Here is a 26,265-nt window from a genome sequence, read left to right as displayed (position 1 = left end):
GTGTGTCGATGAGGGGTGGGGACGAAGGTGGTCGAACGGAGGCGATCAGACGGAGGCGGTCGGACGGAGGCGGTCAGACGGAGGCGGCGAACGGCGGGTGCGGGGTGAAGAGGGCGCGGCGCAGCCCCTCGGCGAAACGGAGGTTGTCGCCGTCGGGTTCGGCGGGATTCCGGTGGAAGCCGACGGCTCGCTGCATCCACTCGGCGAGTTCGCCGCTCAGCAGCCGCACGGAGGCCCTCTCCAGCGGCCGGGACGCGAGCGCCGCCCAGCCCGCGGGCGACAGTCGTCCGTCGGGGCACTTCGGCTCGGCGGGGGACAGTTCACGGATCGACAGGGATTGGCCGACGCCGGCCCGCAGCGCGGTGGCCGCGGCTTCGTAGCTGCGGAGACCGAGCAGGAACTTCAGGTCGGCGGCTCTGCCCTCGGCCGTGTCACGGCCCTTGGGCGCGGAGCGCAGATAGGCGAACACGCGGCGCAGGTCCTGGGGGACCTGGCCGTCCCAGTGCGGTCCCGGGACGGCCCGCGCGGGATCGTCGCCACGCCGGAGGAGCCCCAGCGCGACGCGGGTCCGGACCGCCTCGGGGAACAGGGCGGGCGGCAGCCACAGCGGGTCGATCGGTCTGGCGCCCTCGGCGGGTTCGCCGCTCGCCGTGGGAAGCCCTTCCGCGGCGGCGAGCCAGACGTCCAGGTGGTCCTCCCGGGTGGCCGCGGCGGCCAGCGAGGCGTAGCGCTCCTCGTCGTCGTCCCGCTCCCGTGCGAGCACGGTGAGCAGTGCCTCGACCGCGGGTCGGGTGCCCACCCGGAACACCTCGCTCGCCAGGAACGCCGGATCCGCCAGCAGACCGGAGTCCTCGTCGTCCGCCTCCAGCTCCGCGATGAACGTGCGCGCGGCGTTCAACCGCTGCTCGGCCGCATCCAGCTGCCCCCTCTTCCGCTTGTAGCGGTCGACGCGGGCGCGGGCCGTCAGCTGTCCGGAGGAGGCGGCGTCGGGGGGTACGCCGGCCTCCGCGTCCCTGGGCCGACCGGTTTCCGTGGCGGTGCGCCAGGCGGTGTCCCCCCATCGCACCCGAGTCAGTACCGCCGGCGCGATCCCCGAGCCGTCGTCCCGGGCGGGCAGCGACCCGGCCGCCTCTTCGGCCGCACCGAGCAGCGCTTCCTCGTCGTCCCCTCGGATATGCAGCAGCACTGCCGCGCCGGGGAGCAGCGAGGCGACCGCCCGCATGAGGTCCACCGCGGGACGGACGGCGCCCGCAGCGCAGCGGCGGGGCGCGTCCCAGCACACCACGAACCCCGTAGAGGAACCGTCGGGGTGCGCCTTCATGTGCAGGTTCCAGCCGTACGGGCGGGAGACCAGGAGGTTCAGCGCGTCCGGAGAGCCCGGGACCTCCGCGCCGTCGCACCGCAGCTCGTACCACCTCCGCCGGGGTAACTGCGCGGTCCCGGCCTCCCGGCGTTCGGGGGGTGTGGTGGCGGGCGCCAGCGGGCCGTCCTCCACGCGGTCGAGTTCGTCGGCGAGCCGGGTGTCGGGCCAGTCGGCCAGCACGCCGCGGATCGGGCCCCGGTCGAGACCCCACAGGACGTCGAGCCGGCACGGGCCCTCGTCGTATACGAGCCGACCCGCGGTGGCCCGCTCCCCCGACACGGCCGGGAACGCCGTGAGTTCCTCGCGCGCCACGGCCTGCGCCGGTGGCCGGAACCGGGCGTCCGGCGCGGACTCGGAGGTGTGGAGCACGGGGAGCCAGCCGGGATTGCCCACCTCGTCGCGGGCCCGGGCCAGCGCGTTCTCCACGGAGTCGCCGTCCCTCAGCCCGGCCAGGAACTGCCGGGTCAGCTCGGCCGCCACCTTGTCGTCCACCAGGCCGCGTATCCCGATCACCCAGGGGACTCCGCCGTCGACGAGTGTCCCGGCCACGCTGCTCCAGCCGCTCGGCGTGTCGACGGCGCCGGGGCCTCTCTCAGTGGCCGTGTGGCATGCGGCGAGGACGGCGACCTGCACGTTCGCGGCGTGCAGGACGCGGGCGAGGTCGGTCGCGGTCATCAGCTCCAGGTCCTCGCGGCCGCCGGGCCCGGTGAGCACGATGCCGTCGGCGGTGCCGTGGCCGCCGAACACGAACGCCCAGGCCCGGGTGGCGAGGACGTCGCACAGCTGGTCGCGGCTGACGGGGTCCTGGGTCACCACCGGCTCGTAGCGTGTGCCCTGGAGCCGATCGGCCGCCTGCGCGGCGCTGATCGCGGAGATGTGCCCGCCGACGCCGGGCTTGCGCTCCTGGAGTCCGAAGCGGCCGTGGCGGTCGACGACGTCCAGCGCGGTGGCCACGACCACCGCCCCGGCCTCGCGGGCGAAGGCTTCCACTTCCGGCGGCCGGAAGGAGCCGACACGCCTGCGTGCCACGGACACGGCCTCGTGGCGGTACAGGAACCGCCGTTCCGGTCCGCCGCCCGCGGTGTTCACCTCCACGGTGCAGATCTCCCAGGGGACGGCGGCCAGTTCGGGGTCGGTGGTCTCGATGCACAGCCGGACTCCGGCCCGCCGCTGCCGGGCGTCCTCCAAGGCGGCCCGGAAGCAGGCGTCGACGGGCTTGGGAAGCAGCGCGCTCCCCATGATGCTCGCCATGTCGGAGTCGGTGACGCCGAGTTCGTCGAACCTCTCCGCGAACTGCCGTACGTTCTCGATGTGAAGCGACCTGTCCGGGACCCGGACCCCGTCCTCCGCCGCGTACACGTCGAAACGGAGCCTCCCGGCACCGCCCCCGGTGTCACCGGTACCGTCTGTCGGGTATGTCCGGACCAGGCGAACGGTGAAGTCCCGGTACTCACAAGGCCTGTTCTGCCCGACCACCGTGCCGTGCCCCCTTGCCCGGGCCTCAGGCCCCGGTGACGTCTTCGGACGGCCGAGGCGAGGCGCGCTCTCGTCCCCCCAGATTACGTACCGATGAACAGATTTGTGTGAGAAAAGGTTCTCCTTGACAGGACTGAGACTGGCAGGATGTCCGGGCGCCCTCAGCCAGCCGTCTCCGGAGGTGTCAGCGACCGTGCCTTCCAGCCGTTCCGATTCCGGACGTCCCGCCTTTCCCACTCTGCCGCGTGGCGTCACCGACGCGCGGGTCCGAAAGGCCGTCCACGCCGGGTGGCACAGGCTCTCCGAGGGGACCCGAGCCGCTCTGATCGAGTTCTACGACCGCTCCCACGGTCTGGACAACGACGAATTCCAGGAGGAACTCGCGGAGCTCGTCCACACGCACGCGGACCTCCAGGACCTCCTGCCCCAAGGTGAGTTCACCGAGAACTCGGACCCGCGAGGGACCGACATGCCGGCTGAGCCCGACCCCGGGGCGGCCGGGCTACCGGACCCCTTCGGCAGCGCGAACGCCCAACAGCCGCCACCACCACCGCCACCACCACCGACGAGTGGCGGGGAGCCCCAGACGCGAAGGTAGGCGACAAGGCAAGGGGGAAGGCAAGGGGGGAAGATGCCGACCAGTGTCGTCGCGCTCGTCGTGCTGCTCGTCTCCGCCGCACCCGGGTACGTCTACGTCCGTATCGTCGAGGTGCGTCGAGCGCGACGCCGGCGCACCTCGCTCCTGGAACTCGTGGACCTGGTGTGCGTGGGGGCCGCGGGCAGCGCCGTGGGGACGCTGGTGGTGCTGCTGTTCGCGCCGCACTGGACGGCGCTGCTGCCGCTCGAAGGGCTGCTGAAGGGCTCCGCCTACCTCACCGTTCATCCCTGGCAGGCCATCTGGTCGGGTGTCCTGGCGTTCACGATCAGCCTGGGGATCGCGGGGTCGGCCGGGCTGGCGGTCGCCCGCTACAAGGGCACGTCGGTCCGGCACACCCCCTCTCCCCCGCTGCGCAGGGCCGTCGAGCTGACTCCGCCGGGGCATTCGCTGTGGCTGGCGGTGGAGTTGACCGACGGACGGCTGTGGGAGGGGAAGCTGCTGAGCCTCGACGGTGAACGGGACACGCTCGGCGAGGGCGACCTCGTGCTCCAGTGGCCGCTCGCGGTCACCGAGCCCGGGCAGGAGCGGCGCCACCACCCGGCCCGGTTCGTGGCGATACCCGGCCCGCAGATCGTCCTCGTCCACGGAGCCGACCTGCCGCCCCAGCCCCCCGCACCCATCCCGGAACCACCCGCCCATCCGGAACCGCCGGACGCCCACCCGGAACCGCCGCCCACCCACCCGGAACCGCCGGACGCGACACCGCCCTAGGGGCGGCGGGAAATGGGGGCGGGGCTGCGGGGCGGGCGGCCCGGTGAGCCGAGGGACGTGAGCCGAGGACCGAGGGGTCGTGGCGGCGTCCGCCGGGCCGGTCGGCTGTCTAAGGTACAGAGAGATCACCGCCTGCCCGGGAGTTCCCATGATCGGTATCCGTCGGAAGAGAGCCGCCGACACCCTCGATGCCATCGAGCCTCCGAGCAACGCCGAGACGGTCGTCGGGGTGCTGTCGGTGACGGTCCTGGTGGAGGTCCTCGGCGTCCTGTCCGGGTCCGAGGTGTGGCTCCTCGGACTGCTGGTCTTCCTGCCGGGGACGGCGTCGGCACTGTGCACCGTCCAGCAGACGAAGTTCGTCGCCGCGTGGACCACTCTCTTCGTCACCCTCACCGTGCTGCTGCGCAGCGGCAACGGCGGCCGACCGCTCGACCGGACGCTGCTGGTACTGCTCACCCTCGCCCTCGGAGCCGCCTCCGTCTACGCCTGCCACCGGCGTATCGGGCGCGAGCACGAGATGCTGCGGCTGCGCTCCACCGCCGCCGCCATGCAGCGGCACATCCTCCACCCCCTCCCCCTGCTCACCGACGACGTCCTGGTCAACGGCGTCTACGAACCCGTGCAGGAGGACCGGCTCGTGGGCGGCGACATCTACGACGTCGTCGCCTCGCCCTGGGGCACGCGGGTGCTCATCGGCGACGTGCAGGGCAAGGGCCTGGCCGCCGTGGGCGCCGCGTTCGCCGTCATCGGCGCCTTCCGCGAGGCGGCCCACCGCGAGCCCACGCTCACCGCGCTCGTCGACGCCCTGGACGCCTCCGTCGTCCGACACAACTCCTACGCCGAACAGACCGGCGACGACGAGCGGTTCGTCACCGCCCTCATCATCGGCGTCGACGCGGGCGAGGAGGTGCAGGCCGTCAACTGCGGGCACGTCCCGCCCCGGCTGGTGCACGAGGGCGCCGTCAGCACTCCGCCGCTGGACTCCGGCGTCCCGCTCGGGCTCGCCGAACTGGCCGCCGAGCCCACGACCGTGGACTGGTTCGCGTTCCCGGCCGGTTCGACGCTGCTGCTGACCACCGACGGCCTCACCGAGACCCGCGCCGCCGACGGCACGTTCTACCCGGTCGACGAACGCCTGATGAAGCACCTGGACCTCTCCCCCACCGAGCTGCCCCGGGCGCTGCACGAGGACGCCCGCGGGTTCGCCGGCGGGGGCCGCCGGCACGACGACGTCGCCGTCCTGACCGTCCGCCGGTCACCGCGCCGCTGACGTCCTCCTGGCACGCGCTCAGCTCGCGCACCCGGTTCTCACAGCGCACCGAGCGAACCTCGGCCCATGTCTGGCGTCCCCGGTACCCGTGAAGGCACGGTTCGCGTGCTGATGGTCGACGGGATGCTGCCCGACGTGGACGGCGTCGAGGTGCTGCGCCGGCTGCGCGGCGAGAACGAGCGGCTGCGTGGTCTGCTGCGTCGGGCCGGGCCGGCGCAGACGTCCGACCAGGGACCCGTGCGGACGCTCGGCGACCTCGTGCTCGCCGAGAGCACCCGCGAGGTGCAGCGCGGCGCCCCTGCTTCTGGGGTTCGGAGCCGACCTCGATGGAGATCGACGGCGAAACGGTCACCGTCCGCCACGAGGAGGTAGCACCGCCCTGACCGCCGCGCAGCAGGCGAGGCTCCTCGGCCTCGTGCGGGCCCCCGTCGTCCCGGCCCGGTTTCCCGTCGTGGGAAAGGCGGTATGCCCGCCCCCGCGGGCCGAATCGTCGTGCCCGTTGGGCCCCCGGCCCTGGTGGGTCTATCGTCTGAACCGTGGGCCAGAGCGTTGGAGGGCGGCCGGTGATGCCGCAGGATGAGGCCGTGATCGGCTGTACGGGGAAGGTGCTCGTCGGAACCCGCGGTTCCGCGGGCCCCGGCGAGATCCTGGTGCGGGTCAGGGGCGGTTCCGAGACCTTTCTCGCCTGGTCGGAGGATCCTCTACCCACTGGGGCGACGGTCCTGGTGATCGAATCGCGTGGATGTCGCGAGGTCGGCGTCATCGAGTGGAGGGATCCATTGGACGCGCTCGGCGATCTCGCCGACGCCGACTGAGGAGCAGAAGAGAGATGTTCGGATACCGCGTTCCCGCTCCCGACGAGGCGATGTTGATCTCGGGGGGCCGGCGGGGACTGGGGGGCGCGCCGTTCCGAGTGGTGACGGGACACGGCAAGTTCGTGATCCCGTTCTTCCGCAAGACCCGTTTCCTCACGCTGTCGATGTGCGAGGCCGAGGTCACCGAGACCTGTGTGACCAGGCAGGGCATCGCCCTGCACGTGCGTGCCGTGATCGCGTTCAAGGTCGGCAACGACCACGAGAGCATCATCAACGCCGGGCAGCGCTTCCTCTCCGACCAGGACCAGATGTCGGTGCTGACCGGGCGGATCTTCGCCGGGCACCTGCGCGCCATCATCGGCTCGATGACGGTCGAGGAGATCGTCACCGAGCGGCAGAAGCTCGCCGCGGAGGTGCTGGACACCTCCAAGATGGAGATGGCGAAGATCGGTCTGATCGTGGACTCGCTGCAGATCCAGTCGATCGACGACGGCGACGCCGGCTACATCGACGCGATGTCCGCTCCGCACAAGGCGGCCATCCAGCGGCAGGCCCAGATCGCCCAGGCCCAGGCCACCCAGGCGTCGGTCGAGGCGGAGCAGGAGGCGGCCCGCAAGCAGGCCGAGTACGCCCGGCAGACGGCCGTCGTCAAGGCGGAGTACTCGGCCGAGGTGGACCGCGCGCAGGCCCAGGCCGCCCAGGCGGGCCCGCTGGCGCAGGCCCACGCCCAGCAGGAGGTGCTCGCCGCCCAGACCGAGCTGGCGCAGCGCCAGGCCAAGCTGCGCCAGCAGCAGCTGGTGGCCGAGATCGTGAAGCCGGCCGAGGCCGAGGCCGAGCGGATCCGGGTGCTCGCCGCCGCCGACGCGCAGCGCATGAAGATCCAGGCCGAGGCGGCCGCGTCCTACGACCGGGTCGCGCTCGACCGGATGCTGATCGACCAGCTCCCGCAGATCGTGAAGGAGGCGGCCGGCGGCCTCGCCGGCGCCAACGTCAACGTCCTGAACGGCGCGGACGGCCTGGGCGAGATCGCCGCCGGCCTGGTCTCCCAGGGCCTGACGATCCTCGACTCGGTCCGCCAGAACCTGGGCGGGCAGGACTCCGGCGAGGGCCGTGGCCGCCCCGAGAACGGCAACGGCAGCGCCCTGCTCCAGCTGCACCCGGGCAAGGACCGCAAGACGGACGACGGCCCGGTGGACGTCGACTAGAAGGCTCATGAAGATCTTGGGGTTCTGGCCCCGCCGCGTGAGCGGTGGGGCCAGACTCGTTTCGTGGTGATGGGGGAATGGGCCGGGGACACGGTCGGGCCGGATGTGTGGGAGACGTGCCGGGAGTTGATTCCGGCGGGGAGTGTGTTCGCGTTTCTGGCCGAGCACCGTGGTGCTCTGTTCCCGGCTCATATGTTCGCGGACATGTACCCGTCGGCGAATGGACGGCCGAGCATGCCGCCGCAGATCCTGGCTGCGGCGATCACGCTGCAGGCCCTGCACGGGCTGTCGGACTTCGAGACGGTGCAGGAGCTGCGGTGTGACCTGCGGTGGAAGGCCGCGTGCGGGCTGGGCCTGAACGACCTGGCGTTTGACCCGTCTCTGCTGGCCTACTTCCGCCGCCGTCTGGCCTGCTCGGCCCGGCCCAACCGCGTCTTCGAGGCCGTGCGCGAGGTGGTGAAGGCCACCGGTGTCCTGGGCGGCAAGCACCGGCGGGCCTTGGACTCGACGGTGCTGGACGACGCGGTGGCCACCCAGGACACCGTCACCCAGCTGATCGCCGCCGTCCGTGCGGTGATCCGCGAAGTCCCCGGCGCCGCCGAGGTCGCGGCCGTGCAGTGCACCGCGCACGACTACACCGATCCCGGCAAACCCCGCATCGCCTGGAACGACGAGCAGGCCCGCGCGGAACTCGTCGACGCCCTGGTCACCGATGTGCTGCGGCTGCTGGGCCACCTGCCCGACCAGCAGTTGGACGAGAAGGCCGCGAACGCCCTCGGCATCCTGGCGCTGGTCGCAGGACAAGACGTGGAGCCGGCCGAGGACTCCGACGGCCGCGACGGACGCTGGCGCATCAGCAAGGGGACCGCTCCGGGCCGCGTCGTGTCCACCGTCGACCCTGAAGCCCGCCACATCCACAAGACCCGCACCCACCAGCAGGACGGATACAAAGCCCACCTGGCCATCGAGCCCGAGACCGGCTTATACACGGCCGTGGCTCTGCGGCCCGGCGCCGGAGCCGAGCACCACGAGGCCACCGTCGGCCTGGATCTGCTGGCCGACGAGGAGAGTCCGGTGGACGCCTTCGGCGACACCGCCTACTCCGCCGGCGACATGCGCCAAGCCCTGCACCAGGCGGGGCACCGGCTGTTCTTCAAGCCCGCCCCACTGCGGCCCGCCGTCCCCGGCGGCTTCACCCTGGACGACTTCGCCATCGACACCGCCGCCTCCGCGGTCACCTGCCCCGCCGGGCATACGGTTGCCCTGTCGGGCCCCGGCGGACAGCACAACCAGCGCAAGGCGGCCTTCGGGAACCTGTGCACCGGATGCCCCCTCCGCGAGCGGTGCACCAAGGCCAAGGCCGGCCGCATCCTGACCATCCGCCCCCACCACGACCTGCAAGCGGCCGCCCGCCGCCAGGCCGCCACCGACCCGGACTGGCAAGCCGACTACCGCCGCTGGCGACCACCAGTCGAACGCGCCGTCGCCTGGCTCGTCCAGCACGGCAACCGCAGACTCCGCTACCGCGGAACCATCAACAACAACACCTGGCTTCACACCCGAGCCGCCGCCCTCAACCTCCGCCGACTGATCAACCTCGGACTCACCCACACTGGCGGCCGCTGGCGACTCACCCCGGCCACCACATAGCGAACAGGGGCTGCCCGGCCTCCGGCCGGACAGCCCCTCACCAAGATCTTCATGAGCCTTCTAGGACGTGTCTCCTTGATGGTGGGTCAGTTGGAGCGACTGCGGCAGCGACAGGACGAGACCGCGGCCGGTGTCAGGCCCTCTTTGCTTGTGCCACTGCCACGCCGGTCGGCCCGTCGCCCACGGCCACTGTGTTCGTTGTGCGGGCTGTCGAGGTGTCGATGACCGAGAGGGTGTCCGAGTCGAAGTTGCTGACGTAGACCCGGGAGCCGCCCGGGCCGACGGCGAGGCCGTTGGGGCCGTCTCCCACGGCGATGGTGTCGGTGACGGCACGGCCGCGGGTGCTGATCACGGACACGTTGTCGGACCCGATGTTGGCGACGTAGACCTGGCGGCCATCCGGTCGCGCCCCGATTCCCGCGGGCTGGTCCCCGACCGGGATGCGGTCCGATTCCACGCCGTCGTGAACGTCGACCACCGACACGTCGTCCGAGGTCAGATTGGAGACGTACAGGTGCCGGCCGTCGGGGGTGAGTACCAGGGCGGTCGGTCCGCTGCCGACGGGGATGGAGTCGGTGACCGATCCGGTGGCGGTCCGGACCACCGAGACGGTGTCGGACGCGGCATTGGCGACGTACAGGGTGCGTCCGTCGGGTGTCACCGTCACGCCCAGCGGGGCATCGCCCACCGCGATGGTGTCCGTCACGGCACGGGTGCGGGTGCTGATCACCGACACGTTGTCCGACCCGACGTTGGCGACGTAGACGTTTTGGTTGTCAGGAGAGATGGTCACTCTGCTTGGTTCGTCACCGACGGCGACGGCGGCGATGACCGTCCGGGTACGGGCGTCGATCACCGATACGGTGTCCGACGCGGAATTGGTGACGTAGACGCGGGAGCCGTCCGGGCTGACGGCCACGCTGTCCGGTCCGTCCCCGACAGCAACGCTGTCCACGACCATGCCGGTGCCGGTGTCGACGACCGACACCGTGTCGGAGTGGAGGTTGGCGAGGTAAACGAGCGCATCGGGCCGCGAGGACGGCCCGGCCGCCGACGTCGCGGCGGCTGCGCCGGCCAGGCTTCCCGGTCCCATCAGCGCCGCACTCACGCAGAGCACCACGGCTGCTCGCTGCCCCATGTCCTGCTGTCTCGTCATGGCGCCACGCTAGGACTCCGGAGCGGAAAGCCACGCGAGGCTCGCGCTCAGGCCGACCGAACGGCACACCGTCCACCGGGGGCCGCCCGACCGGGCCCGTCCCCGCCGCCGTCTCGGCCTCCCACTCCGCCGTCGTCAGCGCAGGGCGCCCTTCGTGGCGTCCGCGATGAAGCCCCGGGCGAAGAACGTGAACACCAGCACCAGCGGGATGACCGACAGGAGCACCCCGGCCATCACCATGCTGTAGTCGGTGGAGTGGCCGGCGTACAACTGGGCCAGCGCCACCTGGAGGGTGAGACGGTCGGGGTTGACCAGCATCACCAACGGCAGGATGTAGTCGTTCCAGGCGGCGATGAACGTGTAGATGCCGAGGAACGCCAGGGCCGGGCGGACGCACGGCAGTACCACGTGCCAGTACAGCCGGAAGAACCCGGCGCCCTCGATGCGGGCGGCGTCCAGCAGTTCGTCGGGGACGCTGGTGGAGGTGTACTGGCGCATCCAGAAGATGCCGAAGGCGTTGGCGGCGGCGGGCACGATGAGCGCCTTGAGCGTGCCCAGCCAGCCCAGCTGCACCATGATCTCGTACTGCGGGATGATCGCCAGCTGGGTCGGCAGGATGTACATCGACAGCAGCACGCCGAAGAGGAACTTCTTGCCGGGGAAGTCGTACTTGGCGAAGGCGAAGGCGGCCAGCGAGTCGAAGAACAGCACCAGCGCCGTCGTACAGACCGCGACGATCACCGTGTTGAAGAGGGAGCCGAAGAAGTCCATCTTGTCGAACAGGTGCTGGATGTTGGTCAGCAGGTGGTCGCCGAACCAGAGTTTCGGCGGGTAACTGTAGATGTCCTGCGAGGTGTTCGTCGCCATGACGACGATCCAGTAGAACGGGAACACCGAGATGACGACGCCGGTCATCAGGACGGCGTGGACGCTGAGCCCCCGCAGGCGTTTACGGTTCTGGCTGTTCACGACCGTCGCTCCTTACGCTGCACCAGGCGCCAGTTGATGAGGACGATGAGCAGGATCAGCAGGAAGAAGGCCCAGACGATGGCGGCGCCGTAGCCGAAGTCGTTGTTGTCGAAGGCCTGGTGGTAGAAGTACAGCAGGGTGGTCATGCCCGCCTGGCCCGGACCACCGGAGTTGGGGTTGGTCGAGGCGTCGCTGTTGAACAGCACCTGGGGTTCGGTGAAGCTCTGCAGTCCGGTGACGGTGGAGACCACCACGGTGAACAGGATGATGGGCCGCAGCAGCGGGATCGTGATGGAGAAGAAGATCCGGACCGGTCCGGCGCCGTCCATCCGTGCGGCCTCGTAGAGCTCCGAGGGGATCGCCTGGAGGCCGGCCAGATAGATGATCGCGTTGTAGCCGGTCCACTGCCAGGTCATCAGCGCGGCGATCACCAGCTTGATCGTCCACTCGTTGCTCAGCCAGGGCACGGCCGACACGTGCAGGGCCCGCAGGATGGCGTTGATCAGGCCGAAGTTGTTGCTGAAGATCGCGCCGAAGAAGATCGCGATGGCCACCAGCGAGGTGATGCTGGGGATGAACAGGGCGACCCGGTAGAACGCGGTGAGGCGTTTGGTGGAGTTCACCAGCACCGCGAGCACCAGCGCCATGAAGAGCATCGGCACGGTCGACAGCACCCAGATGACGAGGGTGTTGCGGATGGACAGCCAGAAGATCGGATCGTCCCACAGGAACCGGAACTGCTGGAACCCGACGAAGTGCATGTCCCCGATGCCGTCCCACTTCTGGAACGCCAGGTACACGGTGTAGATCACCGGGAAGAGCATGAAGACCGAGAAGATCAGGTAGTACGGCGAGATGGCCAGGTACTGCGGCCAGTGTCTGGCGACCCGCCGCCCCGGCCCGCGCCGGGCCCCGGCGGAGACCGGCCGGATCCGGGGGGCGCGTCGGCCCGGACCGTGGAGACGGTCCGGGGCCGGCCGCTCGGTGGGACCGGTGTCGGATCCGGAGGTCGGTCCGGTGGGAGCCGGGCCGGCTACCGGGCTGGACGACATGTCACTTCACTCCCTGCCGCTGGGCGATCTGCTTGGCCTGGCCGACCGCGTCCTTCCAGGCCTCGTCGGGGTCCTTGCCCTTGGCCTCGATGCCGGTCAGCTCGCTGAAGAAGGGCGCGGAGACCGCCGCGTCCGCCGGGGCCTCGTAGGCCGCGGGGATCTTCTCGGCAGCCGGGCCGAAGATCTCGATGGTCTTCTGGCCGCCGAAGAAGGCGTCACCGCCGGTCAGCGCCGGCAGCTTGTAGGCGGCCGGGGCGGTCGGGAAGAGGGCCGCGTCGGTGAAGCCGCGGGCCTGGTTCTCCGGGTCCAGGATCCAGCTGATGATCTTGAAGGCTTCCTCGGGGTTGCCGCTGGTCGCGGGGATGGCCAGGAAGGACCCACCGAGGTTGGACGGGCCGCCCGGCAGGCTCGCCACCCGCCACTTGCCCTTGGTGCCGGGCGCGGCGTTGCTGATGTCCAGCGCGTGCCAGGCGGCGCCGATCTCGGTGCCCAGGGAGCCGTTGCCGATCGCGGCGTTCCACGTGTTGTCGTTGATCTTGGCGTCGATGCCGAGGGTGTAGGGCTTCACGGCGGTGGTCCAGGCGGTACGGATGTGGTCCTGGTCGCCGATGAACTTGTTGTTCTCGTCGATGAAGCGCTGGGTGCCCTGGCCGATCATCATCGAGAACACGGAGCCGATGTTGTTGATCAGATAGGTCTTCGGCACGGCCTTGTGCAGTTCCACGCCGGCCTTGAAGTAGTCGTCCCAGGTGGACAGCTCGGCGGAGACCTTCGCCGGGTCGGTGGGCAGCCCCGCCGCGGCGAAGAGGTCCTCGCGGTAGAACGTGGCGCAGGGGCCGATGTCGATCGGGAAGCCGATCAGCTTGCCGTCCTGTGTGGTGGCCTGCTTCAGCTTCCAGGACAGGTACTGCGGCATCAGCTTGTCCGCGCCCACGGTCTTCAGGTCGACGAAGCGGTCGGCGTTGGGCAGGAAGGAGGCGATGTCCTCGCCCTTGATGCCGGTGATGTCCGGGGCGGACTGGGCGGCCCTGAGGCCGGTGAGCAGCTTGGTCTTGAAGTCGCCGCCGACCACGGAGGTCTTGAGGGTGATGTCGGAGAAGTGCTTCTTGGCGTCCGCGACGACCTTGTCGCTCAGCCCGCCGGACCAGTACCAGAGGCTCAGGTTCTTGCTGTCCTTGCTGCCGCTCGATCCGGAGCCGCCGCCGCAGGCTGCGGTGGCACCGGCCGCGGCGGCCGTCAGTACGGCGGCCTGGAGGAATCGTCTGCGGGAAAGGTCCACTGTCTTCTCCTGGTTTTCGGCGAGTTCGGCGGGTAGGGCGAGGTCGGCGGCGGGTACGGCGTGTCGGGCATGTCCGACACGGCTTGTGAGTGCTGGGCCGCGGTGGGGCGCGGCGGGGAGGCCGGGTGGCTGAAGAGCATCGGCGTGGGTGGTAACCCTTCAGCCACCCGGGGTGTGTGACCTGGTCCTCTCAGACGGCGCCGACGCGTCGTGACGGCGGAATACGCCGTTCATCCGCTTCGGCCGACCGGAGTGGGGTCCGGGCCTGGCTCCGAATTACGCAAGAGAGTGCACCCGGTGCGCGGGTTTGACAAGGGTCAAGCAGGTATCGAGACATTCATGCGCGACTTTGCTTGAGTTTGGCGAGTTCGCGAGTATGGTCTGCCGCATGCTCCCTGACCGAAGACATCAGCTGATCCTGCGCGCACTGCGTGCGGACGGGCCCACCTCGGTGGTCGCCCTGACCGAGAAGGTCGGGGCGAGTCAGGCCACGGTCCGGCGCGACCTCGCACAACTGGAGGACGAGGGACTGCTCAAGCGGGTGTACGGCGGCGCCGCCCCCGTCGTGGGCGAGGACGACCCGTTCGCCGACGTGGCCGGCGTCCGGGTCGAGGCGAAGGACGCCCTGGCCCTGTGGTGCGCAAACCTCGTCAGGGACGGCGAGACCGTGCTGCTCGACATCGGCACCACCGCTCACCGGGTGGCCCGGCATCTCCACGGCCGGTCCCTGACCGTGATCACCAGCAACCTCGCCGTCTACGAGGAGCTCCAGGACGACAAGGACGTCCAGCTGATCCTGCTGGGCGGCGTGGTGCGGCGCGACTACCGTTCGCTGGTCGGCTTCCTCACCGAGGACAACCTGCGCCAGGTCCACGCCGACCGGCTGTTCCTCGGCACGAGCGGGGTGCGGCCCGACGGTCAGGTGCTGGACACCACCGCGGTCGAGGTGCCCGTCAAAAGGGCGATGATCGCCGCCAGCGCCCAGGTGGTCCTGGTGGCGGACGCAGGCAAGTTCCCCGGCACCGGGATGGCCCGGGTGTGCGGCCCCGAGGAGCTCGACGTCGTGGTGACCAACGCGCCCGGGGACGCGAAGACCTGCAATCGCCTGCGCGAGGCGGGAGTCGAGGTGGTCGAGGTATGAGCGAGGTGGTCGAGGTATGAGACTGACGATCCTGGGCGGTGGCGGCTTCCGGGTCCCGCTGATCTACCGGGCGCTGCTGGGCGACCGCGGTGAGGGGCGCGTCACCGATGTGACCCTGTACGACCTGGACGCCTCCCGGCTGGCCACCATCCGCAAGGTCCTCGCCGACCAGGCGTCCGGGCATCCCGACCCGCCGACCGTCACCGCCACCACCGATCTGGACGAGGCGGTCACCGGAGCGGACTTCGTGTTCTCCGCCATCCGCGTCGGCGGGCTCGCCGGCCGCGCGGCGGACGAACGCATCGCGCTGGCGGAAGGAGTGCTGGGCCAGGAGACCGTCGGCGCGGGCGGCATCTCCTTCGGGCTGCGCACCGTCCCGGTGGCGGTCGGGATCGCCCGCCGCATCGCGGTCCTGGCGCCCGAGGCCTGGGTCATCAACTTCACCAATCCGGCCGGCCTGGTCACCGAGGCGATGACCGCCCACCTGGGGGACCGGGTGATCGGGATCTGCGACTCACCGGTGGGCCTCGGCCGCCGCGCGGCCGGGGCGCTAGGCGTCGATCCGGCGCGCGTCCGCCTGGACTACGTGGGCCTGAACCACCTGGGCTGGCTGCGCGGCCTGTACGCCGAGGGCCGGAACCTGCTGCCCTCCCTGTTCGCGGACGAGGCCGCGCTGACCTCCTTCGAGGAGGGCAAACTCTTCGGCGCCGATCTGCTGCGCACGCTCGGCGCGCTGCCCAACGAGTACCTGCACTACTACTACTTCAGCCGCGAGTCGGTGCGCTCGGCGGGGGCCGCCGAGCAGACCCGGGGCGCCTTCCTGCATTCCCAGCAGCAGCACTTCTACGACTCCCTGGGCGCCGTCGCCGAGACCTCGCCGGCGTCGCGCGCCGCCTGGAACGCCTGGGACGCGACCCGCCTGGAGCGCGAGGTCACCTACATGGCCGAGAACCGCGAGGCCGTAGGCATGGGGGAACGCGACTCCTGCGATCTGGAGTCGGGCGGCTACGAACAGGTGGCCCTCGCCCTGATGCGGGCCATCGCCCTGGACGAGCGGGCGACCCTCATCCTCAACGTCCGCAACCGCGGCCGGATCCCGGTCCTCGACGACGACGCCGTCATCGAGGTTCCCTGCCATGTGGACGGCAACGGCGCCCACTCCATCGCCGGGGCCCCGCTGCCCGACCACGGCACCGGCCTGGTGTGCTCGGTCAAGGCCGTGGAACGCGCGGTGATCCGGGCCGCCACCACCCGCGATCGCGCGCACGCCATAAGGGCCCTGACCATCCACCCCCTGATCGACTCGTACGCCGTCGCCAAGCGCCTGTTGGACGCCTACCAGCGGCACTTCCCCGAGCTCGCCTACCTGGGCCGCTGACAGGTTCACCCGAGCGACGGCCATGAGGGGCGGACCCGCGACCCATATTCCTTGACACGAATATTCTTTGTCAGGAATACTACTCGCCATGGACGCACTTCTCACCGCGCTCGCCGACCCGGCGCGCTGGCGGCTCGTGAGCCTGCTGGCCGAGCGGCCCCGCTCCGTCGGGGTTCTCGCCCAGCTGGCCGAGGCGCGTCAGCCGCAGACGACCAAGCATCTGCAGACCCTTGAGCGGGCCGGCGTCGTCACGTCCCAGCGCACCGGCCAGCGCCGTGTCTACGCGCTGCGGTCCGCCGCCCTGCGGGACCTGGCCGCCGAGCTCAGCCGGCTCGCCGACACCGCGGACCGGGCCGACGGCCCCCAATCGGCCTACGACCGCCATGGGCTCAGCCTCCGGGCGGAGCGGCTGGCCGCCGAGGAGCCGGGGTGGGCCGACGGCCGCTCGTTCAGGTTCCTCCGGTCACTGAAGGGGCGCCCCGAGCTCGTGTGGCGCCACCTGACCGAGCCCGACCTGCTCGCCCGTTGGTGGACACCCGACGACCTGCGCGTCTCCGAGCTCATCTTCGAGGCGCGAGAGGGCGGGCGGGTCGTCCTGGAGTACCGCGACGCCGAGGACGCCGACGGCTCCGACCTGGTCGCCGGGCGCGCCGAGGGCGTCGTCCACGAGGTGCGCGCGAGTGAGCGCCTCGTCTACCGGCTCTCCCCGCTGCTTCCCGACGGGGGCCTCGCCTTCACCTCCCACGTCGAGTTCGTCCTCACGCGCACCGGCGCCGGCACGGACCTCGACGTCCTTTACCGGATCACCGACAGCACCGTCGACTCCGCAGACTTCGTCGCGGGCATCGAGACCGGCTTCGGTCAGAGCCTCGACAAGCTCACGGCGACTCTCGCCGCGGAGCCCGACGACACCCACGACACCCACGACACCGGTGCCTCCGACGGCACCGGCGCCGACACCGACACGGACCCGAGGAGCACAAAATGACCGAGCAGACCGCCGCCCACGGCCGCAGGGTCGTCACCAACATGAGCCTCTCCCTCGACGGCCGCTACGCCGGACCGGACAACCCCCTGGACATGAGCTGGGTGATGCCGTACGCGGTCACCGACGTCGCCCGTGACCATCTGACCAGCCTGTGGGAGCCGGCGACGACTGCCCTGCTCGGGCGGGTCAACGCCGAGGGTTTCCTCGGTTTCTGGCCCACCGTCATCGGCATGGAGGGCGCCGACCCGCGCGACGAGGCCTTCGCGAAGTGGCTCGTCGACACCGACAAGGTGGTGCTCTCCGCCACCCTCGGCGAGGCGCCGTGGGAGCGGACGACGATCGTCGACAAGCCGGCCGCCGAGACGGTCGCGGACCTCAGGGCGACCGACGGCGGCGACATCCTCGTGCTCTCCAGCGCGAGCGTCATCAAGGCGCTGCTGGCCGCCGACCAGGTGGACCGGCTCGCGCTCACGGTCTTCCCGGTCTTCCTCGGCGGCGGCCCGCGTCTCTTCGACGACGGCCTGCCCGCGGGGAAGTGGTCACTGGCCCGTCAGACGGCGGGCGAGCACGGCACGTTGGCCCTGGTCTACGACCGGATCCGCTGAACTGCCGGCCCGTGTCGGGTCGCTGCGGGGGCTGCCGGCCGGTCGTGCTCGTCAGGGGCCGGCCGCGGGAGCGTACGTGCCCAGCAGGGCCCGGGTCGCCTCATGGCGAGGGGCGTGGAAGACGTCGGCGGTGCGTCCGGACTCCACGACGCGCCCGGCTTCCAGCACGGTGACGGTGTCCGTGCGGTCGGCGATGAGGGGCAGGTCGTGGCTGATGAGGACGAGCGTCATGCCGTGCCGCTCGCGCAGCCCGGTCAGCAGGTCCATGATCGAGCGGCCGGTGTCGGGGTCGAGCGCGGAGGTGACTTCGTCGCAGATCAGGACGTCGGGCTCGGCGGCCAGCGCCCGGGCGATGGCCACCCGCTGGCGCTGCCCGCCGGACAGTTCGTGCGGGTAGCGGTCGGCGAACGCGGGCGACAGACCGACCTGTTCGAGGAGTTCGGCCACGCGTTCGGGGACCTCCTGGGCGGGGCAGCGTCGGTGCAGGCGCAGTGGTCGGCCCACGGCGGCGGCGACGGTGCGGCTGGGGTTCAGCGCGCCGAGCGGGTTCTGCGTCACGAGTTGCAGTCCGCGCCGCTGCTCCCGGGTGCGGCCGCGCAGACCGGTGCTGACGGCGGCGCCGGCCACGTGCACGGTGCCTGAGGTGCCGCGCTGGAGTCCTACGACGGTGCGGACGAGGGTGGTCTTGCCGGAGCCGGAGACGCCGACGATGCCGGCGGCGGAGCCGGCGGCGACGGTGAGGCCGACTCCGGTGAGGGCGGGCGTCCCGTGGAACGCCACGTGCAGGCCCCGTACTTCAAGGGCCGGCGGGCTCCCCGCGACCGCGGGCGCGGCGGACGTCCGGGCGGCGGGCGCGGTGCGCGGTGCGGGCAGGTGGGCGCCGAGCTCCACGACCTCGTCCGCGAACCGTTCGACGACGGCCGGGTCATGGCAGGAGAAGACGACGGCGAGCCGGTGCTCGCGGGCGAGATGGGACAGCAACTCGGCTATCTCGTCCCGGAGTTCGGGGTGGAGGCCAGCGGTCGGTTCATCCAGGAGGAGAACGTCGGGGCGGCGGGCCAGGGCCCGGGCCAGGGCTACGCGGCGTTGCTGTCCGCCGGAGAGGGCGCCGGGACGGCGGGCGGCGAGCCGGCCGTCGTCGGGGAGGTGGACCTCGGCGAGGAGGGCGGCGACCGCGTCCGCGCCGCGGTCGACGGCGAGTTCGCGGACGAGGGTACGGACCCGCATCCGGGGGTTGAGGCCGGAGCCGGGGTCCTGGCCGACGTAGGCGAGGCGGGTGCCGCGCAGGGTGCGCAGTTCCTTCTCGGGGAGGGCGAACACGTCGTGGCCGAGGACGTCGACGTGTCCTGCGGTGCGGGTGGTGCCGGGCGGCAGCAGGCCGGTGAGCGCGCGCAGGAGGGTCGTCTTGCCGGCGCCCGAGGGGCCGGTGAGGGCGACCAGCCGGCCCGGGCGGACGGTCAGGGACGCCTCCTTCACCAGGAGCCGGCCGTCCGGGGCGGCCACGGTGAGGCCGGTGACCTCGACGGCCGGCGGGTCGTCCGGGGTGCCCGCGCGCTTCGGGTACCGGTCGGGCGCATGGCTCACAGGACGGTCACCGCCTTTCGGCCGGTCTGGGGTGCGAGGGCGGAGGCCGCGAGGTTGACGCTCAGGGCGAGCAGGCCGACGGCGATGCCGGGGGCGACCACGGACCAGGGGTTGAGAAGGATGCCGGGAGAGTTCTCCCGGATCATCAACGCCCAGTCGGCGGCCGGCGGCTGGGGTCCGACCTGGAGGAAGCCGGCGGTGGCCACCAGGTACACGGCGGCGACGAACCGTAGGCCGAACAGGGCGAGCAGGGTGGCGTGCAGGTTGGGCAGGATCTCCCGGACGACCAGGTACCAGAGGCGTTCGCCGCCGGCGGCCGCCGCCTCCACGTACCCCGCCCCGGCGACGGGCGCCGCCGCGCTCGCGGCGAGCCGGACGGCGTACGGCACGCCGAGCACGACGGCGGCGGCGATCACGGCGAGCCGGCCGCCGCCCGGCCAGGACAGTGTGACCAGCAGGATCCCGAGCACCGCCGGGAGCAGCATCAGCAGGTCGGCGGTGCGTTCCACCAACCGTCCGACGCGCGGCCGTACGGCGCCGATCGCGCCGAGGATCGCGGCCGAGCCGGTGACCAGGGCCGCGACGAGCAGGGAGGACAGGACGAGTTCGCGGCCGCCGGCCAGCAGTCGGCTGAGCACGTCCCGGCCGAGCTGGTCGCCGCCGAGGACCGCGGCGGAGCCGGGTTCGGCGTAGGGCGCGGTGACGGGGGCGTCCACGGCGTGCGGAGCGATCCAGGGGCCGATCAGGGCGAGGCCCGTCAGGAGGAGGGCGGGCGCGATACGCAGCGCGACGCCCGTGCGGGAGGTTCTCTCGCTCATCGTCGGTCTCCCGTCACGAGGTCGCGGACCAGGTCGGCCAGGAGCAGGACAGCGGTGATGACGGCGCCGGACAGCGCGGTGACCCCGGCGATGACCGGGCTGTCGCGGTCGGTGACGGCGGAGGCCAGGACCGAGCCGATGCCCGGGTAGTTGAAGATGGTCTCCACGACGACCGCGCCACCCAGCAGCATGCCGGTGGAGGTGGCCAGGCCCGCGGCGATGGCGGGCAGGGCGCCGGGCAGCACATGGTGGGTGAGGACGCGGTGGGGCGGGAGTCCGTCGAGGACGGCGGTCTCCACGTGCGGGGCGCGGGCCTCGTCGGCGAGGGCGGCGCGCACGATCCGGGTGTTCCAGCCGACCTGCGGGATGGTCAGGGCGAGGGCGGGCAGGACGAGCATGTCCCAGGTGGCGGGGGATCCGTCGGCGTCGGTGAGGGTGACGGCGGGCAGCCAGCCCGTCCACAGCGACAGCAGCAGCACCAGGGCGACGGCCACCACGAACTCGGGCAGGGCGAGGACCGCGGTCGCGGCGCCCGACACGGCCCGGTCCAGGCGTCCGCCCGGCTTCAGGGCGGCCCAGCAGCCCAGGGCGAGCGACAGGACCGCGGTGAGCAGCAGGGCGACGCCGCCCAGGAGAAGGGTGTTGGGGAACGCGTGGGAGAGCAGGTCGGTGACCTTCTCGCCGCGCGCGGACATGCCGAGGTCGCCGGTGGGCAGGCCCGTCATCCAGTCCCAGAAGCGTTCCAGGACCGGCCGGTTCAGGCCGAGCAGTTCACGGCGCGCCGCGAGGTCGGCGGCGCTCTCGCCGCGCTCGGAGGTCGCGTTCGCCGCGTCGCCCGGGAGCAGTTCGACGGTGCAGAAGACCAGCGCGAGCAGCAGCGCCAGCAGGGTGAGCCGCTTCAGCAGCGTGGTGCCGAGGCGGGCCAGGAGCAGGGCCGGGGCGGGCGCGCGCGCCGGCCTCCCCGGACGGGAGGAGGCCGGCGCCGCGGTGTCGGGGGTCAACTGGCCAGCCATGCGCCTTGCAGCTGCACCCTTCCGTATCCGGGCAGGGTGGGCAGTCCGCGCACCTTCGCCCCGGCGAGGTCGATGCCGTCGGCCATGCCCCACAGGAGGTAGCCGGAGGTGTCGTGCTCGATCTGCTGGAGCTGTGCGAGGAGCGGGGTGCGCTGTGCGGCGTCGGCGGTGCCGATGGCCTTCTGGTAGGCGGCGTCGAACTCCGGGGACTTCCAGCCTGCCTCGTTCTGCCCGCTGTCGGAGACCATGGTCTTGCTGGCGAAGAAGACCACCGAGTCGTTGGTGCCCCAGTAGGTGGTGTACAGGTCGCCCTTGAGCCAGGTCCTGTCCCAGAAGACGGCCGACTCCTGCTTGACGACCTTCACCTTGACGCCGGCCTCGCGGACCTGGGTGGCGAAGAGGGTGGCCGACTCGGCGAGGCCGGATATGTCCTCGGTGGTGATCAGTTCGTAGGTCTTCGAGGTGTCGAAGCCTGCCTCGGCGAGAAGCTTCCGGGCCTGCGCGAGGTCACGGGTGCGCTGCGGGATGCCCTTGTCGTAGGCGGGGTCGCCGGTGCCGAGGACATCGTTGGCAACGGTGCCGTAGCCGGAGAGGACCTGGTCGACCATGGCCTTGCGGTCGACGGCCAGCCGCAGCGCCTCGCGCACCTTGGGGTCGGCGAAGGGGCCGTCGGCGGTGCGCATGACGATCGGCATCGCCATGTCGTTGGGGCGGCGGACGGTCGTCACGTCCTTGCGGGACGCGGCCGTCCGGGCGGCGACGGCGCCGACGTTGGAGGCCAGGTCGATCTGGCCGGCCAGCAGGGCGTTGGCCATCGCCTGCGGGCTCTCGAAGATCTTGACCTCGATGGCGTCGAGGTACACGTCGCCGCCGTACCAGTCGTCGTTGCGGACCAGGCGGGCGTTGCCGGAGCGGAACCAGTCGAGCTTGAAGGGGCCGGTGCCGGGGGCCTTCGCGATGTCCTTGTCGGTGGTGCCGTCGGGGATGACGAAGGTGGTCAGGCGGGTGAGCAGGGGCAGTTCGGCGTTGGCGTAGTCGGAGACCAGGACGACGGTGTCGGCGCCCTCGGCGGTGATGTTCTTCGCCTGGATACCGGGCAGCCGGGAGGCGCCGGACGGGGTGGCCCGCAGTCGCTTGAGCGAGAAGACGACGTCCTTCGCGGTCACCGGTGTGCCGTCGTGGAACTTCGCCCCCGGGGCGATCCTGAACTTCCAGGTCTTCAGGTCCGCGGACGGCTCCCAACCGGCCGCGAGCCGGGGCACGGTGTTCGGCTTGGCGCCGGGCACGGCGAGGGTGTCGTATACGAGGCTGATGATCAGGTAGTCGCTCTCGTTGGCCTGCGAGCCGTGCGGGTCGCGGGTGATGGCGCCGGCCCGGCCGAGGGCGCCGACCCGGAGCGTGCCGCCCTTGCGCGGCTTGGTCGAGCCGCCGGTGGCGGACCCGGCCGGTTCGGCGTCATCGCCGCCTCCACAGGCGGCCAGCAGGGCGGTCGCACCGAAGGCGCCACCGGCCCACAGGAGTTGACGTCTGGTCAGGTCCACTTCGTCCTCGATTTCACAAGCGGGGCACATGCTTAGGTTTGCCTACCCTGAATTGCGACGATCATACAAGAGGGCGGGGGGCGTGATCTAGATCAACTTAGGTGAGCCTTGCCTAATTTCTGTGTGCTGGCTATGTTTCCGTCCGGCTGACGACGCCTCCCTCGCCGGAGGCCCAGCACCCGCACCCCCCACCCGCATCGAACGGACGGATCACCCATGCCGACGGCAGCAACGCCTGTACGTCAGCTCCACCCGCACGCCGTGACCGAACTACTCACCACGGCCCGCGCCCTGCTCGACGCCTTCGACGGCGTCGCCACCCACCCCGCGCTGCTCGCCCGAGTCCCGGACGCCGCCGCCAAGTTGAGCGACGACATCCGGTACGCCTGCCGTCCCGTCGACACCGCCGACGGACTGTTCGTGCTGAGTGGCCTCCCGGTCGACGACGAGGCCATCGGCGCCACCCCGGGTCACTGGTCCGCCGCCGGGACCTCCGGCGCCGTGCACGACGTCGTCCTGCTCCTGCTGTCCACGGTGATGGGCACACCCCTCGCCTGGGAGGGGCAGCAGGAGGGCCGGTTCGTGCACAACATCGTGCCCTCGCCCGGACACGAGGAGGAGCAGACCGGCGCCAGCAGCGACGTGCTGCTCAGCCCGCACACCGAGGACGCCTTCCACCCCGGCCGCGCCCATCTGCTGATCCTCGGCTGCCTGCGCAACCCGGACTCCGTCGCCACCACGGCCGCCAGCATCCGCCACGCCCGACTCGACGCGGACGACCTGGAGTTGCTCGGCCGCCCGGTGCTGCCGATCCTGCCCGACGACGCCTACGCCGAAGCCCAGGGCTACGACGGCACCCCGCCGCCCGTACCGACGATCTGGCACTCCCCGGACGGGCCGACTCTGCGCTTCGACCCCGCCTACACGCCACTCGACGAGGCGCCCGAGGAGTACCGCGCGGCCTATGGCCGGCTCGAGGCCGAACTCGCGCGCGTCTCCGTGGCGGTGGCTCTGACGCCGGGTGAGGTCCTGGTCGTCGACAACGACCTCGTGGTCCACGGCCGGGTCCCTTTCAAGGCCCGCTACGACGGCACGGACCGATGGCTGAAACGTTCCTCCGTGCGCGTGCCCGGCCGCCGCACCCGCCCGCGGGCCGAGCGGTTCGAGCACGGCTACGGCCAGGCGGCCGTCGAGGCGTTCGCGTGACCGACACCCACTCCGATCAGGCACTCAGGGGGAGCACCATGGCGTCCGACGACACGACTCTGCGCATCCTCAGCACCAGCGACGTGGCCGGTATCGACATCTCGCTGTCCGACGTGGTCTCCGTGGTGGAGCAGGCCTACCGCACACTGGCCGACGGCCGGTCCGACAACCCGCGCAAGCTCACCGTGAAGCCGCAGGACGGCCACTCGGTGGCGTACGCGATGCTCGGCCGCGACGGGGTGCGGGGCGTGGTCGCGGTGAAGACGTCGTACAAGCACGGCCTGCACGAGGACCGTGACAAGCAGCACTACTACACGACGCTGACCCTGTACGACGACGAGAGCGGGCTGCCGGTCGCGATGCTGGACTGCGGCCGGGTCGGCGCCCTGCGCACCCCCGCGGTCTCGGCCCTGCTGGCCCGTGAACTGGCCGCCCCGGACTCCCGCAGCGCGCTGGTCGTCGGCACCGGCACACAGGGGCGGCTGGCGCTGCCGTTCCTGCTGACCACGCGGCCGGACCTGGAGCGGCTGATGCTGTTCGGCACACACCCGGACGGCATCCGGGCGGTCCGCGAGCAGTTGCACGCCCACTTCCCCGACCGCGAGGTGGAGGTCGTGACCGACCTGCGGGCGGCAGCCGAGGACGCGGACATCGTGCTCGCCACGGCCGGGCCCAACACCCCCGCGTCCGTCGAGGCCGAGTGGCTCAGGCCGGCCGCGCTCTGCGTCCTCGTCGGCTACGGCATCGCGCCCTCGACCCTGCACCGGGCCGACCGGGTCATCGCCACCAGCGCCGCCCAGATGCGCGTCACCGGCACCGACATGGCCGACGCGAGCGGTGAACTCCGGGACGTGGACGCCGAGTTCCCCGAAGTGCTGGCCGGCCGGGCCGTCGGCCGAACGGACCCGGGGCAGCGGATCTTCGCCTACAACAGCGGACTCGTCGTCACCGACATCGCGCTCGGCCACCGGTTCGCCCAGCTCGCCCTCGCCCAGGGGCTCGGCACGGCGGTGCCGCTGTGGAAATGACCACGGCACTCCCCTCGCACACCACCCCCGAGGTGCGCTCCCTGCTCGCCGACGCGCTGCTGCACGAGCTGAGCCACGGCCTCGGCGGCCCGTACCACGTGCTGTTCCCTGAACGCTTCGACGCCAACGCGGCGGCCTTCCGGGAGGTGTTCGCCGAGGCGGGCGTCGACGGACGGGTGTACTACGCCAAGAAGGCCAACAAGGCGGCCGTCTACGCCGGACGGGCGGCCGTGGCCGGCCTGGGCGTGGACGTGGCCAGCCACGGGGAACTGCGCGAGGCGCTGGCGGCGGGGGTCCGCGGCGCGGACCTCGTCGTCACCGGCCCGGCCAAGACGGACGCATTGCTGCGCGTCGCCGTGCTCCAGGGTGCGCTGATCGCCGTGGACGCCCTCGACGAGCTGGACCGGCTGATCGCAATGTCACATCAACTGGCGCGTACGGCACGGGTGTTGCTGCGCCGTCTGCCGCCGGAGCAGCCGCACAGCCGCTTCGGCCTCGACGACGGCGAGCTGGCGAGCGCCTTGACGCGCTGCGTCGAGGGACCCGTCGACATGGAGGGGTTCAGCTTCCATCTCTCCGGCTACGACGTCCGCCAACGCGCCGATCTGGCCGTCGAGTTGGTCCACCTGTGCGGGCGCGCCCGTGAGCTGGGTCTGCGGGCCGACCGGGTCAGCGTCGGCGGCGGCTTCGCCGTCGACTATGTGGCGGCCGAGGACTGGCGGCGCTTCGAGGAGAGCCGGCGGCCCGAGCACTTCCACGCGGGGAAGTCCTTCGGCGGCTTCTATCCCTACCACTCCCCCGTCGCCGGCGCCGACGCCCTGCGGACGATGCTGGCGGCCACCCCGGCCGGTGAGCACACGAGCCTCGCCGCGCTGCTGCGGGCGGCCGGTGTCACGCTGCTCGTGGAACCGGGCCGGGCGCTGCTGGACCAGGCCGGGTTCACCGTGTTCCGGGTGCAGGGCGTGAAGGAGCGCGACGGGTACGCGGTCCTCACCGTCGACGGCAGCAGTCTCAGCCTGTCCGAACAGTGGTTCGACAGCGAGTTCCTGCCGGACCCGGTGCTCGTGCCGGCCGGGTCCCGTCCGGTCGCCGACGCGGGGCCGTACCCGGCGTGCGTGGGGGCCGCCACCTGCCTGGAGTCGGACATGCTGACCTGGCGCAAGATCCCCTTCCCGCTCCGGCCCGCCGTCGGCGACCTCCTGGTGTACCTCAACACCGCGGGCTACCAGATGGACTCCAACGAGTCGCCGTTCCACGAGCTGCCGCTGCCGCCGAAGGTCGTCGTCGAACAGTCGGCGTCCGCCCAGTCCTCCCCCTTCCGCTGGCGCCTCGACCGCCATCCCGCCTGAGCATCCCTGG

23 protein-coding genes are annotated in these 26,265 nt (G+C 71.6%); 14 read left to right on the top strand and 9 right to left on the bottom strand.

Translation table 11 applies throughout. From position 1 onward, the window contains the following. Nucleotides 1-73: 73 nt before the first annotated feature. Nucleotides 74-2,722 (bottom strand): CHAT domain-containing protein, encoded by a 2,649-nt coding sequence (locus tag B5557_RS39320; protein ID WP_079663967.1) that lies wholly within the window; start codon nucleotides 2,720-2,722, stop codon nucleotides 74-76. A 310-nt stretch (nucleotides 2,723-3,032) separates the two neighbouring features. Here B5557_RS39320 and B5557_RS44020 point away from each other — a divergent pair, with 310 nt between their 5' ends. From B5557_RS44020 to B5557_RS39290, 7 genes are all read left to right on the top strand, one after another. Further along, nucleotides 3,033-3,437: a hypothetical protein gene (locus tag B5557_RS44020; RefSeq protein WP_143688276.1), complete on the top strand. Its 405-nt coding sequence runs from the start codon at nucleotides 3,033-3,035 to the stop codon at nucleotides 3,435-3,437. A gap of 33 nt (nucleotides 3,438-3,470) precedes the next feature. Beyond that, nucleotides 3,471-4,208 (top strand): DUF6338 family protein, encoded by a 738-nt coding sequence (locus tag B5557_RS39315; protein WP_079663966.1) that lies wholly within the window; start codon nucleotides 3,471-3,473, stop codon nucleotides 4,206-4,208. A gap of 148 nt (nucleotides 4,209-4,356) precedes the next feature. After that, nucleotides 4,357-5,478: a PP2C family protein-serine/threonine phosphatase gene (locus tag B5557_RS39310; RefSeq protein WP_079663965.1), complete on the top strand. Its 1,122-nt coding sequence runs from the start codon at nucleotides 4,357-4,359 to the stop codon at nucleotides 5,476-5,478. A gap of 66 nt (nucleotides 5,479-5,544) precedes the next feature. Beyond that, the gene (locus B5557_RS39305) at nucleotides 5,545-5,850 is read left to right on the top strand and encodes a hypothetical protein (RefSeq protein WP_331716809.1); all 306 of its coding nucleotides are present in this window, start codon (nucleotides 5,545-5,547) and stop codon (nucleotides 5,848-5,850) included. A 194-nt stretch (nucleotides 5,851-6,044) separates the two neighbouring features. Further along, nucleotides 6,045-6,293, top strand: a complete 249-nt coding sequence (locus B5557_RS39300; RefSeq protein ID WP_079663964.1) for a hypothetical protein — start codon at nucleotides 6,045-6,047, stop codon at nucleotides 6,291-6,293. 14 nt (nucleotides 6,294-6,307) lie between these two features. Next, entirely contained in the window at nucleotides 6,308-7,498 is a 1,191-nt protein-coding gene (locus tag B5557_RS39295; RefSeq protein WP_079663963.1) for an SPFH domain-containing protein, read from the top strand. A gap of 69 nt (nucleotides 7,499-7,567) precedes the next feature. Further along, a complete protein-coding gene (locus tag B5557_RS39290; RefSeq protein WP_079657897.1) occupies nucleotides 7,568-9,148 on the top strand; it encodes an IS1182 family transposase in 1,581 nt (526 codons plus the stop codon). A gap of 133 nt (nucleotides 9,149-9,281) precedes the next feature. Here B5557_RS39290 and B5557_RS39285 read toward each other — a convergent pair whose 3' ends face one another. The 4 genes from B5557_RS39285 to B5557_RS39270 form a co-directional block, all read right to left on the bottom strand. Next, entirely contained in the window at nucleotides 9,282-10,304 is a 1,023-nt protein-coding gene (locus B5557_RS39285) for a YVTN family beta-propeller repeat protein (protein WP_079663962.1), read from the bottom strand. Nucleotides 10,305-10,439: 135 nt separating this feature from the next. Continuing rightward, entirely contained in the window at nucleotides 10,440-11,219 is a 780-nt protein-coding gene (locus B5557_RS39280) for a carbohydrate ABC transporter permease (protein ID WP_079665238.1), read from the bottom strand. 50 nt (nucleotides 11,220-11,269) lie between these two features. Then, nucleotides 11,270-12,325 carry a carbohydrate ABC transporter permease gene (locus tag B5557_RS39275; protein WP_079663961.1) on the bottom strand — a complete coding sequence of 352 codons (1,056 nt, stop codon included), beginning with the start codon at nucleotides 12,323-12,325 and terminating at the stop codon, nucleotides 11,270-11,272. 1 nt (nucleotide 12,326) lies between these two features. Continuing rightward, a complete protein-coding gene (locus B5557_RS39270; protein WP_079663960.1) occupies nucleotides 12,327-13,604 on the bottom strand; it encodes an extracellular solute-binding protein in 1,278 nt (425 codons plus the stop codon). Between the two features lie 349 nt (nucleotides 13,605-13,953). Between B5557_RS39270 and B5557_RS39265 the strand changes: the two genes are divergently transcribed. The 4 genes from B5557_RS39265 (at nucleotide 13,954) to B5557_RS39250 (ending at nucleotide 17,716) form a co-directional block, all read left to right on the top strand. Next, nucleotides 13,954-14,745: a DeoR/GlpR family DNA-binding transcription regulator gene (locus B5557_RS39265; protein ID WP_443031314.1), complete on the top strand. Its 792-nt coding sequence runs from the start codon at nucleotides 13,954-13,956 to the stop codon at nucleotides 14,743-14,745. A 16-nt stretch (nucleotides 14,746-14,761) separates the two neighbouring features. Beyond that, nucleotides 14,762-16,123 (top strand): 6-phospho-beta-glucosidase, encoded by a 1,362-nt coding sequence (locus B5557_RS39260; RefSeq protein ID WP_079663959.1) that lies wholly within the window; start codon nucleotides 14,762-14,764, stop codon nucleotides 16,121-16,123. An 88-nt stretch (nucleotides 16,124-16,211) separates the two neighbouring features. Further along, nucleotides 16,212-17,111: a metalloregulator ArsR/SmtB family transcription factor gene (locus B5557_RS39255; protein ID WP_079663958.1), complete on the top strand. Its 900-nt coding sequence runs from the start codon at nucleotides 16,212-16,214 to the stop codon at nucleotides 17,109-17,111. After that, nucleotides 17,108-17,716: a dihydrofolate reductase family protein gene (locus tag B5557_RS39250; RefSeq protein WP_079663957.1), complete on the top strand. Its 609-nt coding sequence runs from the start codon at nucleotides 17,108-17,110 to the stop codon at nucleotides 17,714-17,716. Before B5557_RS39255 ends, B5557_RS39250 begins: the two co-directional genes overlap by 4 nt. Before the next feature lie 51 nt (nucleotides 17,717-17,767). On the opposite strand, the gene B5557_RS39245 is transcribed toward B5557_RS39250, so the two are convergent. Genes B5557_RS39245 through B5557_RS39230 form a run of 4 tightly spaced genes read right to left on the bottom strand, consistent with a single transcriptional unit; the run spans nucleotide 17,768 to nucleotide 22,672 of the window. Next, on the bottom strand, nucleotides 17,768-19,300 hold the full coding sequence (locus B5557_RS39245; protein WP_079663956.1) for an ABC transporter ATP-binding protein: 1,533 nt from the start codon (nucleotides 19,298-19,300) through the stop codon (nucleotides 17,768-17,770). Next, nucleotides 19,297-20,118 (bottom strand): ABC transporter permease, encoded by an 822-nt coding sequence (locus B5557_RS39240; RefSeq protein WP_079663955.1) that lies wholly within the window; start codon nucleotides 20,116-20,118, stop codon nucleotides 19,297-19,299. The genes B5557_RS39245 and B5557_RS39240 overlap by 4 nt, the downstream gene beginning before the upstream one ends. After that, nucleotides 20,115-21,131 (bottom strand): ABC transporter permease, encoded by a 1,017-nt coding sequence (locus B5557_RS39235; RefSeq protein WP_079663954.1) that lies wholly within the window; start codon nucleotides 21,129-21,131, stop codon nucleotides 20,115-20,117. Before B5557_RS39235 ends, B5557_RS39240 begins: the two co-directional genes overlap by 4 nt. After that, complete coding sequence (locus B5557_RS39230) at nucleotides 21,116-22,672, bottom strand: ABC transporter substrate-binding protein (RefSeq protein ID WP_079663953.1); 1,557 nt, start codon at nucleotides 22,670-22,672, stop codon at nucleotides 21,116-21,118. The genes B5557_RS39235 and B5557_RS39230 overlap by 16 nt, the downstream gene beginning before the upstream one ends. A gap of 216 nt (nucleotides 22,673-22,888) precedes the next feature. Between B5557_RS39230 and B5557_RS39225 the strand changes: the two genes are divergently transcribed. Genes B5557_RS39225 through B5557_RS39215 form a run of 3 tightly spaced genes read left to right on the top strand, consistent with a single transcriptional unit; the run spans nucleotide 22,889 to nucleotide 26,255 of the window. Further along, complete coding sequence (locus B5557_RS39225) at nucleotides 22,889-23,878, top strand: TauD/TfdA family dioxygenase (RefSeq protein ID WP_079663952.1); 990 nt, start codon at nucleotides 22,889-22,891, stop codon at nucleotides 23,876-23,878. 38 nt (nucleotides 23,879-23,916) lie between these two features. Continuing rightward, nucleotides 23,917-24,906: an ornithine cyclodeaminase family protein gene (locus tag B5557_RS39220; protein WP_173877786.1), complete on the top strand. Its 990-nt coding sequence runs from the start codon at nucleotides 23,917-23,919 to the stop codon at nucleotides 24,904-24,906. Continuing rightward, on the top strand, nucleotides 24,903-26,255 hold the full coding sequence (locus tag B5557_RS39215; RefSeq protein ID WP_079663950.1) for an amino acid decarboxylase: 1,353 nt from the start codon (nucleotides 24,903-24,905) through the stop codon (nucleotides 26,253-26,255). Before B5557_RS39220 ends, B5557_RS39215 begins: the two co-directional genes overlap by 4 nt. The last annotated feature ends 10 nt before the right edge of the window (nucleotides 26,256-26,265 follow it).

The organism is Streptomyces sp. 3214.6, assembly GCF_900129855.1.
Taxonomy (GTDB): Bacteria; Actinomycetota; Actinomycetes; order Streptomycetales; family Streptomycetaceae; genus Streptomyces; species Streptomyces soliscabiei.
This window is presented reverse-complemented; position numbering and strand designations above follow the sequence as displayed.

Excerpts from the sequence above, each read along its gene's own strand:
- B5557_RS39255 (WP_079663958.1), top strand. The coding sequence starts at position 16,212 with ATGGACGCACTTCTCACCGCGCTCGCCGACCCGGCGCGCTGGCGGCTC.
- B5557_RS39290 (WP_079657897.1), top strand. The coding sequence starts at position 7,568 with ATGGGGGAATGGGCCGGGGACACGGTCGGGCCGGATGTGTGGGAGACG.
- B5557_RS39285 (WP_079663962.1), bottom strand. The coding sequence starts at position 10,304 with ATGACGAGACAGCAGGACATGGGGCAGCGAGCAGCCGTGGTGCTCTGC.
- B5557_RS39225 (WP_079663952.1), top strand. The coding sequence starts at position 22,889 with ATGCCGACGGCAGCAACGCCTGTACGTCAGCTCCACCCGCACGCCGTG.
- B5557_RS39310 (WP_079663965.1), top strand. The coding sequence starts at position 4,357 with ATGATCGGTATCCGTCGGAAGAGAGCCGCCGACACCCTCGATGCCATC.
- B5557_RS39280 (WP_079665238.1), bottom strand. The coding sequence starts at position 11,219 with ATGACCGGCGTCGTCATCTCGGTGTTCCCGTTCTACTGGATCGTCGTC.
- B5557_RS39260 (WP_079663959.1), top strand. The coding sequence starts at position 14,762 with ATGAGACTGACGATCCTGGGCGGTGGCGGCTTCCGGGTCCCGCTGATC.
- B5557_RS39300 (WP_079663964.1), top strand. The coding sequence starts at position 6,045 with ATGCCGCAGGATGAGGCCGTGATCGGCTGTACGGGGAAGGTGCTCGTC.
- B5557_RS39220 (WP_173877786.1), top strand. The coding sequence starts at position 23,917 with ATGGCGTCCGACGACACGACTCTGCGCATCCTCAGCACCAGCGACGTG.
- B5557_RS39215 (WP_079663950.1), top strand. The coding sequence starts at position 24,903 with ATGACCACGGCACTCCCCTCGCACACCACCCCCGAGGTGCGCTCCCTG.
- B5557_RS39250 (WP_079663957.1), top strand. The coding sequence starts at position 17,108 with ATGACCGAGCAGACCGCCGCCCACGGCCGCAGGGTCGTCACCAACATG.
- B5557_RS39295 (WP_079663963.1), top strand. The coding sequence starts at position 6,308 with ATGTTCGGATACCGCGTTCCCGCTCCCGACGAGGCGATGTTGATCTCG.
- B5557_RS39240 (WP_079663955.1), bottom strand. The coding sequence starts at position 20,118 with ATGAGCGAGAGAACCTCCCGCACGGGCGTCGCGCTGCGTATCGCGCCC.
- B5557_RS39305 (WP_331716809.1), top strand. The coding sequence starts at position 5,545 with ATGTCTGGCGTCCCCGGTACCCGTGAAGGCACGGTTCGCGTGCTGATG.
- B5557_RS39275 (WP_079663961.1), bottom strand. The coding sequence starts at position 12,325 with ATGTCGTCCAGCCCGGTAGCCGGCCCGGCTCCCACCGGACCGACCTCC.
- B5557_RS39315 (WP_079663966.1), top strand. The coding sequence starts at position 3,471 with ATGCCGACCAGTGTCGTCGCGCTCGTCGTGCTGCTCGTCTCCGCCGCA.
- B5557_RS39235 (WP_079663954.1), bottom strand. The coding sequence starts at position 21,131 with ATGGCTGGCCAGTTGACCCCCGACACCGCGGCGCCGGCCTCCTCCCGT.